Source organism: Actinomyces howellii, assembly GCF_900637165.1.
Taxonomy (GTDB): Bacteria; Actinomycetota; Actinomycetes; order Actinomycetales; family Actinomycetaceae; genus Actinomyces; species Actinomyces howellii.
Window position 1 is genome coordinate 511,365 of record NZ_LR134350.1, and the last position, 11,684, is coordinate 523,048.

Below are 11,684 nucleotides of genomic sequence, written 5' to 3' on the forward strand. Positions count from 1 at the left end.
ACGTCCCAGGCCCTCGGCGTCGGCCTCGAGCGGGCACTCAAGGCTGTGGGGTGCGCGACGCGGGGCGCCCGCCGCAGCCGCGACGGACGCCCCGCGTCCTCCTCAGCGGAGTCCTGTGAGCAGGCCCGCTCACACCTCGTCGCGCAGGGCGTTGCCGCCCAGTGCGACGACGATTCTCATGGGGCTCACTCCCAGGTTCCCAGGGTGGCGACCATGACGGCCTTGATGGTGTGCATCCGGTTCTCGGCCTGGTCGAAGGCGACGTTGGCCTCGGACTCGAACACGTCGTCGGTGACCTCGACCCCGTCCAGACCGGTCTTGTCGAAGATGTCCTTGCCCACCGTGGTGTTCGTGTCGTGGAACGCCGGCAGGCAGTGCAGGAACTTCACCCCCGGGTTCCCCGTCTTGGCCAGCAGCTCGGCGTTGACCTGGTACGGACGCAGCAGACCGATCCGCTCGTCCCACACCTCCTTGGGCTCACCCATCGAGACCCACACGTCGGTGTACACGAAGTCCACACCAGCCACACCGGCCTCGACGTCGTCAGTCACCAGCACCCTGGCACCGGAGACCTCCGCCAGGCGCTGGGCCTGCTCGACGACCTCAGCAGGGTTGTGCAGCTCCTTAGGAGCCACCATCCGCACGTCCATCCCCATGAGCGCACCAGCCACCAGCAGCGAGTTCGCCACGTTGTTACGCGCGTCCCCCAGGTAGGCGAACGAGATCTCACCGATCTCCTTGCCCCCCGCGTGCTCCAGCATCGTCAGCTGGTCAGCCAGCATCTGCGTGGGGTGCCACTCATCAGTCAGACCGTTCCACACCGGCACCCCCGACAGCTCAGCCAGCTGCTCAACGTGCTCCTGCTTCTTGCCCCGGAACTCGATCCCGTCATAGAACCGACCCAGCACCCGAGCCGTGTCAGCCACCGACTCCTTGTGACCCATCTGCGAGCCCGAGGGGTCCAGGTACGTCACCTGCGCACCCTGGTCATAGGCCGCCACCTCGAACGCGCACCGCGTCCGCGTCGAGGTCTTCTCGAAGATCAGCGCGATGTTCTTCCCCACCAGACGCTGCACCTCCCGACCAGCCTTCTTCGCAGCCTTCAGCTCCGCAGCCAGGTCAAGCAGCCCACGCCACTCCTCAGCCGTGAAATCAAGCTCCTTGAGGAAATGACGCCCCTGCAGAGAATGACTCATAATCCAAGACTCCTTCGTCAGTGTCGAACATGAAAAAAGGACGGCGCCGATTCTACAGGACCCTCAGTAGACGGGGTCGCGGTCGATCGGGCAGGTCATGCAGTGCCCGCCCCCACGACCGCGCCCGAGCTCGGAGGACGGGATCTCGAGGACCTCGATGCCTGCGGCGCGCAGGTTGGCGTTGATCGAGTAGTTCCGGTCGTAGGCCACGACGACCCCCGGGGACAGGGCCACGACGTTGTTGCCGTCGTTCCACTGCTCGCACTCCGCGCCGTAGCGGCCGGCGGTGGACTGCACCGGGTTGAGCTTGACGCCCAGGGCGTCGGAGACGACGTCGACGAAGTAGCCCTCGTCGTAGGTGACCTTGATACCGCCGCGCTCGGTCTCGTCGGGGCGCAGGGAGAAGGTGTCCATCGCCCGGACGACCGGGTCGTAGATGTTGACGACCTCCTCGGAGCACATCGTGAACACGGTGTCGAGGTGCATGGCGGCACGCTCCTTGGGCATGCGCGCGGCGATGACCCGCTCGGCCGAGCCTGCGTCGAACAGGGACTTGGCGATCTGGCTGACCGCCTGGAAGGTCGAGCGCTCGCCCATACCGACCAGGACGATGCCCTTGCCGATCGGCATGATGTCGCCGCCCTCGATGAAGGTGTGGCCCATGTCCTTGTCCACCGTGTCCAGCCAGACGTTGTAGTCGTACTTGAACAGCGGGTGGTACCGGTAGATGGCGGTGAGCAGGAGGACCTCGCGGCGACGAGCCCCCCAGAACATGCGGGACAGCTCGACGCCGTCGTAGATCCAGGCGGAGTTGTCACGAGTGAACAGGGTGTTGGGCAGAGGCGCGATGAGCAGCTCGGGGTCGTCGCTGTTGACGTGGAACGGGGAGATGCACGTACCGAAGACGTCGGCGGGGACCTCGTCGGAGACCAGGCCTCCGATGAGGAGCTCGCCGAGCTCGGCCGAGGGCATCTCGTCCATCCAGGCGCGCAGGTCCTCCGCGACGCCCACACCCATGGTGGCGTGGTTGACGCGGCGGTCCAGAATGAAGGACCGGGCCTCGGGGATGTCGAGGACGTCGGCCAGCAGGTCGCGCAGCTCGAGGACGTCGATGTCCCGCTCACGCATGAGGTTGACGAAGACCTCGTGGTCACGCTGCGCCTTGGGCACGTCCAGGACGTCGTCGAAGAGCAGGTCGTGGCAGTTCGACGGGGTGAGGTGCTCGTGGGCGCGCCCGGGCCGGCAGACCATGACGCGTCGCAGGGTGCCGACCTCGGAGTAGACGCCGTGCTTCTGATCGGACATATTCGCTTCCTTCCGTGTAGGGAGCGGGGCCTCGTCGCCCCGCTCGGTGGGTGTGGACCGGTTGGTCAGATGGACAGGCTCCCGGTGGCCAGGCCGATGACGGCGATGACGGACAGCACCGCGAAGACGGCCACGAGCGCCCACTCGACGGGCTTGAGGAGCCGCCCGCCCTGCTCGCGACGGGCCCAGATGAAGAAGGGCACGCCCAGGAGGTAGAAGACCGCCGTGTACAGCAGGTAGACGAGCCCGGCCGCGTAGAGCAGCCAGATGCCGTAGGCCGAGCCGAGCAGGCCGACGACGAGGTCGACCTGGCCCCGCCGCTCCTTGACGGCGATGAGGACCTGGTAGAGCGCTGACAGGAGGTAGGGCAGGAGGATGAGGGAGGAGGCCAGGAGGATGAGGTTGGTGTAGGTCGAGGCGTTGAACCTGGTCCAGATGAGGAAGGCCTGGACCAGCCCCATCGTCAGCCACAGGGCGTTGGCGGGAACGCCCTTGGCGTTCTCGCGCCCCAGGACCGAGGGCATGAGCCCCTCCTGAGCGGGGACCCGCATGATCTCGGCGCACATGAGGAACCAGGACAGGAGCGCCCCCACGAGGGAGATGATGAGTCCCAGGGCGATGAACTTCGCGCCCCACGAGCCGACGGCAGCCTCGAGCACCCCCGCCAGGGAGGGGTCCGACAGCTCGGCGAGCTCGGGACGGGCCATGATGCCGTAGGACAGGACGTTGACCGCCAGGAGCAGGGCGAGCACGGACATGAAGCCCAGGATGGTGGCGCGACCGACGTCCTTGCGGCTCCTGGCCCGCTCGGAGAACACCGAGGCGCCCTCGACACCGATGAAGACCCACACGGTCACGAGCATCATGGCCTTGACCTGGCTGATGACCGACCCCGACCCGGCAGCGCCCCAGAAGTCCTGGGTGAAGACGTCGAGCCTGAAGGCGAGCAGACCCAGGACGACGAAGACGAGCAGGGGCAGGACCTTGCCGACGGTCACGATCGCGTTGACGACGGCCGCCTCGCGGATGCCCCGCAGGATGAGCACGTGGAAGAGCCACATGACCGCCGAGGCCACGACGATCGCCAGGGTCGTGTTGCCCGCACCGAAACCGGGCAGGAAGACGCCGATCGAGGACATGAGCAGCACGAGGTAGCCCACGTTGCCGATCCACGCCGACAGCCAGTACCCCCAGGCCGAGGAGAAGCCGACGAGGTCACCGAAGCCGGCACGGGCGTACCCGTAGATGCCAGCGTCGATCTCCGGCTTGTTGACGGCAAGACGCTGGAAAACGAATGCCAGCATGAGCATGCCGACGCCCGTGACGATCCAGCCGATGATGAGAGGACCGGGGGCCGCCGCGGCCGCCATCTGCTGAGGCAGACCGAAGATGCCGCCACCGATCATCGAGCCGATGACGAGGGCGGTGAGTGCCGCAAGAGAGACCTTGGCGGTCGGGGAAGGGGAGGCCCCGGATTCGCCGGGGTCGGCCTCGGACGAGGCAGTTGTCATAACGTCCCGCTCCTTCGCGAGATAGGGGTGAGTGCTCAGGGGAACGGTAGAACCGCCTTGCCAGGAAAGCAACCAGAGCCGCAGAGGAATAGATAGTACTCGCGATGAATAAACCGATGAGTACTCATCGAGCCCGGGCCCCACGACGCGGCTCAGATGTCCCCGGCCCGGCGTGTACTCACCGCCGCAGATAGTTATTCACTCACTGCCCTGCAGGGAATCTGGGACGAAGGTCTGGAGGCGGGTGCCCAGAGGGGGACGGGGCGGGGCTCAGCCCGCGGCCCGCATGTCCCGCAGCTCCTTCTTGAGGTCCTGGACCTCGTCGCGCAGGTGAGCCGCGAGCTCGAACTGGAGGTCGGCGGCGGCCGCCCGCATCTGGGCGGTCAGCTCCTCGATGAGCGCGGCGAGCTCGGACTCGGCGGCGCCGGCCAGGCGCTCCCGCACAGTGGCCTGAGCGGCCCGCTTGCGTCGGGAGACCACGGCGCGCTCCTCGTGCCCGCGGTAGCCCCCGGCGAGGAGCTCGGCGGTGTCGACCTCCTCGCGGGCGAGCATGTCGGTGACGTCGGCGATCCGCTTGCGCAGGGGCGTGGGGTCGATACCGTGCTCTGCGTTGTATGCAAGCTGCTTGGCACGGCGCCTCTCGGTCTCCTCGATGGCCTCGGCCATGGCGGGGGTGACCTTGTCGGCGTACATGTGGACCTCCCCCGAGACGTTGCGAGCAGCACGTCCGATGGTCTGGATGAGGGAGCGGGTCGAGCGCAGGAAGCCCTCCTTGTCCGCGTCGAGGATCGACACAAGGGACACCTCGGGCAGGTCCAGCCCCTCGCGCAGGAGGTTGATGCCCACCAGGACGTCGAAGCGGCCCATCCGCAGCTCGCGCAGCAGCTCGACGCGGCGCAGCGTGTCGACGTCGGAGTGGAGGTACTCCACGCGCACGCCCCGGTCCGCCAGGTAGGTCGTCAGGTCCTCGGCCATCCGCTTGGTGAGCGTGGTCACCAGGATCCTCTCCTCACGCTCGACCCGGGTGCGCACCTCCTCGAGCAGGTCGTCGATCTGGCCCTCGGTGGGCTTGACGACGACCTTGGGGTCGACCAGACCGGTGGGGCGGATGATCTGCTCGACGACGCCGTCGGAGCGCCCCATCTCGTAGTCGCCCGGCGTGGCGGACAGGTAGACGGTCTGACCGACCCGGTCCTCGAACTCGGCGAAGGTCAGGGGGCGGTTGTCCAGGGCGCTGGGCAGGCGGAACCCGTGCTCGACCAGGGTGCGCTTGCGCGAGGCGTCTCCCTCGTGCATGGCACCGACCTGGGGCACGGTCACGTGGGACTCGTCGATGACGAGGAGGAAGTCCTCGGGGAAGTAGTCGAGGAGCGTGTTGGGCGGCGTGCCGGGCTCGCGCCCGTCGATGTGCATCGAGTAGTTCTCGACCCCCGAGCACGAGCCGATCTGGCGCAGCATCTCCAGGTCGTAGGTGGTGCGCATGCGCAGGCGCTGGGCCTCCAGGAGCCTGCCGTCGCGCTCGAGGACCGCCAGGCGCCCCGCGAGCTCGTCCTCGATGCCCGCCAGCGCCCGCTCGAGCCGCTCGGGACCGGCCACGTAGTGGGAGGCGGGGAAGACGAAGACCTGGTCGACGGAGTCGATGACGTTGCCGGTCACCGGGTGGAGCGTGGCCAGGGACTCGATCTCGTCACCGAAGAACTCGACCCGCACGGCGAGCTCCTCGTACATGGGGATGATCTCGACGGTGTCGCCGCGCACGCGGAAGGTCCCCCGGGTGAAGTCGATGTCGTTGCGGGTGTACTGCATGCCCACGAAGCGCCGCAGCAGCTCGTCGCGGTCGATGACCTGGCCGACCTCCAGGGGCGTCATGCGGTCGACGTACTCCTGGGGGGTACCCAGGCCGTAGATGCAGGACACCGAGGACACCACGACGACGTCCCGGCGGGTGAGCAGGGAGTTCGTCGCGCTGTGGCGCAGGCGCTCGACCTCGTCGTTGATGGAGGAGTCCTTCTCGATGAAGGTGTCGGTCTGGGGCACGTAGGCCTCGGGCTGGTAGTAGTCGTAGTAGGACACGAAGTACTCGACCGCGTTGTTGGGCAGCAGCTCGCGGAACTCCGCGGCCATCTGCGCGGCCAGGGTCTTGTTGGGCTCCAGGATGAGCGTGGGCCGCTGGACCTGCTCGACCAGCCAGGCGGTCGTGGCGGACTTGCCCGTTCCCGTGGCACCGAGCAGGACGATGTCCTTCTCCCCCGCCCGCAGGCGCTCGGCGAGCTCGGCGATCGCTGCGGGCTGGTCACCGCTGGGGCTGTAGGGACTGATGACCTCGAAAGGCTTGTCGGTACGGCGCAGGTCGGTCACGGGACGCATGGCCCCAAGGCTACGTCGCACCTCGGACGTCCCGAAGACCCCGTGCCCGACCGCGCTCCTCAGTGCTCCGGGCACCGCCCGGACCCTCCCGAACCGCCTCAGTCCTCGTCCGAGGAGTCCTGGCCGTCGTCGCCGGAGTCGTTGTCGGAGTCGTCGCCAGAGTCGTTGTCGTCGTTCTCGTTGTTCTCGTTGTTCTCGTCGTTGTCGTCGTTCTCGTTGTTCTCGTCGTTCTCGGAGTCGGCGCATCCGGCCAGAGCACTGAGGAGCGCGGTCGTACCCAGGGCGAGTGCGCCCCGTCGGGTCTGGAGAGGGGTGGGCATGCGGCAGCCTCCGTCCACGGTCAGGGGATCTGTCCCACACTCTACGCGACCCGTGCACGTGCGTCCCAGGTACGGGGCAGCCGGTCGCGCGTCGGAAGGCCGCCTGGGTGTCAGCCCCCGGTCAGGTGCTCCCACAGGCGGTCAACGGCGTCGACCAGGTCGGCCGGCGAGGACCCGTTGCTCACGACGACGTCAGCCACGGCCCGCCGCTGGGCGTCGCTGGCCTGGTTGGCCATGCGCTCAAGCGCCTGGGTACGGGCGGTGCCCCGTCCGGCCAGACGACTCAGCCTCGCCTTGAGAGGGGCCTCGACGACGACGACGCAGTCGAAGAGGTCAGCCATCGCGCCCTCGGTCAGCAGCGGGACGTCGTAGACAGCGACCCGGGCGCGTCCGTGACGCTCCATGCGCTCGGCGGCGGCCTCGGCGACACGGGGCAGGGTGAGGGCCTCGAGACGAGCGCGCGACGAGGGGTCGGAGAAGACGATCTCGGCCAGCGCGGCCCTGTCGAGGGCACCGTCGGCCGCCATCACCCGCGGACCGAAGGCCTCGGCGACCGCCGCGAGTGCGGGTGCTCCGGGAGCGAGGACCTCCCGGGCGATGGCGTCGGCGTCGACGACGTGGGCGCCACGGGCTCTCAGGAGCCGGGCGACCGTCGACTTGCCTGCGCCGATCCCCCCGGTCAGGCCCACCCTGAGGGCACGGCGGCCCCGCCCGACCGACAGGCGGGACCATCCCGCCTCCGCGCACCGGGCGCGCCGGGCCTGGTCGGACAGCTCGACGAGGAGGTCCGTGAGCACCTCTGAGGCGACATCGGGCGCCATGACCTGGGGCGGGGGGACGTGGACGAGTCCGATGAGGGGGGCGCGGCCGTCTCCGTCACGGTCCTGCGCGGCCTTGAGCGCGGCGTACAGGGCGGCGTTGCCCTCGCAGGAGCCGGCCGTGTCGGACAGCTCGACCCGGTGGCCGGCGGCGCGCAGGCGCCCCACCATCGCGCTGGCGAGCCACCTGGCCCTGAGCTCCGGAGGACCGCAGGGCGGACGGGGGGCCCGGTCGCGCAAGCCGGTGGGTGCCTGCCGCCGGCAGGCGTCGGGGTCGACGGCCCTGGTCTCGACACGCAGCGCGGTGGCCGACGGGCAGGCGCTGACGTGGAGGAGGACCTCGGGGCGGTCGAGGACCGCGGCGCGGGCGGCCGCCATGGCCTGGGCGCGGGACCGCGGCAGGCGCTCGCGCTCCACCGTGATCCTGCCTCCGGGAGCCACGAGGCGCTCAGGCACGAGTCGTACGGCCCGCCACGAGGCGCCGGTCGTCCCGGGGCTGAGGGTCTCGACGCCGGTCAGGCGCACCCGAGTCGGCACAGCCGGGTCCGCCGCGCCGCCCTGCCCGGTCGCACGGTGCTCGATCATGTCCCGAGGCTAGAGGATCGCGGCCTCGGGGCGCACACCCCGGCCTCGGGTCCCGCGCCCTGGCGCACCGCCTCGCCTACAGGTCGGCCGAGTCCTCCTCCTGGACGGCACGGTGGCGGCCTCCTCGACCGCGTCCGAAGGGCGCGACCTGCCGTTCGACGGCGTCGAGCCGCTGCTCCACCCCGTCGGGGACGGACTTGGACCGCCCGAGGAGCTCGCGTCCCCGCTTGCACGCCTCCCGCGCGGCCGAGGCACGCGAGGTGTCCTCCTCGACCCCCTGGGCGAGGGCCTCTCCGAGGACGGCCATCATCGTGGCGGCCGTGGCCGGATCGCCGACCGCCTCGACCACGAGAGAGATCCGTTCCTTGGTGCGTGAGGAGCCCCAGTCGGCCATGAGCCCGCGCACCCGGTCCCAGTGGCGCTGGCGGGAGGCGTCGTCCCCGCGGGAGCCCGCGGCCCGCGCGGCCGTGGCCACGCTGGCGCTGGCCAGCTCGATCCATCCCTGGGACAGGCAGAGCTCGGCGGTGTCGAGGGCCTCGAGCTCGGCCCTCTCACCGGCTCCCAGGGCGAGGAGAAGTCGCGCGAAGGCCACCCTGAGGTCGACGACCGTCTCGAGCTGGGAGTCGTCGGTCACGCAGGCCAGTGACTCGCTCACGGTCTCAGCGGTGGTCACGGCCCGCTCGTGCACGGACTGGAGCCCGTATCCGCGCGCCAGGACGAGGAGCTGGTTGACGTCGGACAGGAGGGAGGCCCGGTGGGGCAGGCGGGACTGGTCGACCGCGGCGGCGGTCACCGTCCCGTAGGAGCGTCTCGACAGCCCCCCGGGCTCGGCCGCCATCCGGGACTCCTGGCGGTAGGACACGCCGTTGTTGCCGTTGCGCGCGTCGAAGCGCACGGCCAGGGAGCGGACGAAGGAGGTCACGGCGTCATAGGCGTGGACGACGGTGTCCCAGCCGGTGACCTGGAGGGGAGGTGTCCACGGGGTGGCCCAGCGCAGGGTGGCGCCCAGGGCGTTGGCGCCGTAGCCCGCCCGGTTGGCGGCGCGCAGCACGAGGCTGGCACCGACGGCGGCGTTGAGCAGCGCCCAGGCGCTCGAGGACCCGGTGTCGGCCAGCTCGGTGTGCCGCAGCACAGCCAGCCCTCGCTCCCACTGGCCGGACAGGCCGAGGTACTCCAGCCGGTCACCGAGCAGCCTGAGCCGGAGGGAGTCGGGGACGTCGAGCTCCTCGAGGGCCATGAGGGCGTCCTCGGCCTCGACCTTGCGCCCCTGGGCCAGGTAGGGAAGCAGGCTCGCGCTCAAGGAGCGGGCGGTTCCGGCCGGGTCGGCCTCGTGTCGCCGCACGACGGCTGTCGTCGTGCGGATGACACCGGAGTAGTCGTCGTGAAGCCTGGCGGCAGCCAGGGTCGCGGAGGCGTCGACGCCGTCGTGGGAGAACAGGCGCGCCTCGCGCAGCATCTCCAGGGCGTCGGCTCCCTCTCCGAAGAAGGTGCACAGCTCGATCCTGGCGAAACGCAGGGGCAGGAGGCTCTCCCCCGCCGCCGTACGCACCGCGCGGCACAGATCGACGGCCTGGTCGACCTCCTCGCGGGTGCGCACCGGGTCCTCGCCGAGGGCCGCCAGCCAGGTCCGGTCGATCTCTCCGAGGGCCTCGGCCAGGGCGACGGCCTCCTGCCTCGAGGGCTCACCCGCAGGGTGGGAGCGCACAAGCAGGTCGAACAGCCTGCGCTGTGGCGCCGGGCTGCGGGGGTCGCCCGCAGCGGCGACGAGAGCGGGCAGCTCCTCCCAGGTGGTCATAGTGCCTCCCGTCATGGGCGTCGGCCACCGTGTGGTGGCACGAGGTCGTGGCTGCAGCCTCACACACCGCAGGACCCGAGGCGATGGGGAGCGCGACCCCGGGTCGCCCCTGTGACGACGGCCCGTCCACCCCTCGGTGGACGGGCCGCCATCATGAGCCGGTCGTGCGGGTGCCGCTCAGTTGCCCGTCAGCTTCTCGCGCAGGGCTGCGAGGGCCTCGTCAGAGGCCAGGGTGCCCGAGGCCTCCGAGGGGGCCGAGGAGTACGAGGTGCCACCGGCCGGCGCGGGAGCCGCGGAACCGGTGTCCTGGTCCTCCTCCAGGGCCTTGGAGACCTGGGCCTTGTGGGCCTCCCAGCGGGCGTGGGCCGCGGCGTACTCGGCCTCCCACGCCTCGCGCTGGGCGTCGTAGCCCTCGAGCCACTCGTTGGTCTCCGGGTCGAAGCCCTCGGGGTACTTGTAGTTGCCGTTCTCGTCGTACTCCGCGGCCATGCCGTACAGCGAGGGGTCGAAGTCCTCGGAGGCGGGGTCCACGCCCTCGTTGGCCTGCTTGAGGGACAGGGAGATCCGGCGGCGCTCCAGGTCGATGTCGATGACCTTGACGAAGACCTCGTCACCGACCTTGGCGACCTGCTCGGGCACCTCGACGTGGCGCTGGGCGAGCTCGGAGATGTGGACGAGGCCCTCGATGCCGTCCTCGACTCGCACGAAGGCGCCGAAGGGGACGAGCTTGGTGACCTTGCCCGGGACGACCTGACCGATGGCGTGGGTGCGGGCGAAGGCCTGCCACGGGTCCTCCTGGGTCGCCTTGAGCGACAGGGAGACGCGCTCGCGGTCGAAGTCGACGTCGAGGACCTCGACGGTGACCTCGGTGCCGACCTCGACGACCTCCGAGGGGTGGTCGATGTGCTTCCAGGACAGCTCCGAGACGTGGACGAGGCCGTCCACGCCGCCCAGGTCGACGAAGGCGCCGAAGTTGACGATCGAGGACACGACGCCGGAGCGGACCTGGCCCTTCTGCAGCGTCTGGAGGAAGTTGGTGCGGACCTCGGACTGGGTCTGCTCGAGGAAGGCCCGGCGCGACAGGACGACGTTGTTGCGGTTCTTGTCGAGCTCGATGATCTTGGCCTCGAGCTCGCGACCGACGTAGGGCTGCAGGTCGCGCACACGGCGCATCTCGACCAGGGAGGCGGGCAGGAAGCCTCGCAGGCCGATGTCGAGGATGAGGCCGCCCTTGACGACCTCGATGACGGAGCCGGTGACGACGCCGTCCTCCTCCTTGACCCGCTCGATGGTGCCCCAGGCGCGCTCGTACTGAGCGCGCTTCTTGCTCAGGAGCAGACGACCCTCCTTGTCCTCCTTCTGAAGGACCAGGGCCTCGATCTCGTCCCCGACGGAGACGATCTCGTCGGGGTCGACGTCGTGCTTGATGGACAGTTCGCGAGCGAGGATGACGCCCTCGGTCTTGTAGCCGATGTCGAGGAGGACCTCGTCGTGGTCGACCTTGACGACAGTGCCCTCGACGATGTCACCGTCGTCGAAGTACTTCATGGTCTCGTCGACGGCGGCGAGGATCTCCTCGGTCGAGCCGATGTCGTTGACGGCGACCGGGGCAGGGCTGGGCGTGGTGGTGGTCATTGAGTGGATGCTCCGAATACGGACTGAAGGTCGGGTGGATAGAACCGCGCGCTCCCCGTGACCGCCTCCCAGCCCGGACTGGGAGGCGGCGCGGTCGGACGGTACCCTGCTCACTGCCTCCACGCGGTGTGGTGTATCACGGCGTGACACGC

At 69.7% G+C, this 11,684-nt stretch carries 8 protein-coding genes; all 8 read right to left on the reverse strand.

Annotation, left to right across the window (positions count from 1 at the left end; translation table 11 throughout):
- Positions 1-185 precede the first annotated feature (185 nt).
- The gene (gene argF, locus EL245_RS02190; RefSeq protein ID WP_126381490.1) at positions 186-1,196 is read right to left on the reverse strand and encodes an ornithine carbamoyltransferase; all 1,011 of its coding nucleotides are present in this window, start codon (positions 1,194-1,196) and stop codon (positions 186-188) included.
- A 63-nt stretch (positions 1,197-1,259) separates the two neighbouring features.
- On the reverse strand, positions 1,260-2,501 hold the full coding sequence (locus EL245_RS02195; RefSeq protein WP_126381663.1) for an arginine deiminase: 1,242 nt from the start codon (positions 2,499-2,501) through the stop codon (positions 1,260-1,262).
- 65 nt (positions 2,502-2,566) lie between these two features.
- Positions 2,567-4,012: an arginine-ornithine antiporter gene (gene arcD, locus EL245_RS02200; RefSeq protein ID WP_126381665.1), complete on the reverse strand. Its 1,446-nt coding sequence runs from the start codon at positions 4,010-4,012 to the stop codon at positions 2,567-2,569.
- A gap of 270 nt (positions 4,013-4,282) precedes the next feature.
- On the reverse strand, positions 4,283-6,379 hold the full coding sequence (gene uvrB / locus EL245_RS02205) for an excinuclease ABC subunit UvrB (protein WP_126381667.1): 2,097 nt from the start codon (positions 6,377-6,379) through the stop codon (positions 4,283-4,285).
- 98 nt (positions 6,380-6,477) lie between these two features.
- On the reverse strand, positions 6,478-6,699 hold the full coding sequence (locus EL245_RS13135; protein ID WP_161512797.1) for a hypothetical protein: 222 nt from the start codon (positions 6,697-6,699) through the stop codon (positions 6,478-6,480).
- A 110-nt stretch (positions 6,700-6,809) separates the two neighbouring features.
- Positions 6,810-8,102: a dephospho-CoA kinase gene (gene coaE, locus EL245_RS13530; RefSeq protein ID WP_232009833.1), complete on the reverse strand. Its 1,293-nt coding sequence runs from the start codon at positions 8,100-8,102 to the stop codon at positions 6,810-6,812.
- 76 nt (positions 8,103-8,178) lie between these two features.
- On the reverse strand, positions 8,179-9,897 hold the full coding sequence (locus EL245_RS02220; RefSeq protein WP_126381669.1) for a hypothetical protein: 1,719 nt from the start codon (positions 9,895-9,897) through the stop codon (positions 8,179-8,181).
- 177 nt (positions 9,898-10,074) lie between these two features.
- Positions 10,075-11,532 (reverse strand): 30S ribosomal protein S1, encoded by a 1,458-nt coding sequence (gene rpsA, locus EL245_RS02225; protein ID WP_126381671.1) that lies wholly within the window; start codon positions 11,530-11,532, stop codon positions 10,075-10,077.
- Positions 11,533-11,684: the final 152 nt, after the last annotated feature.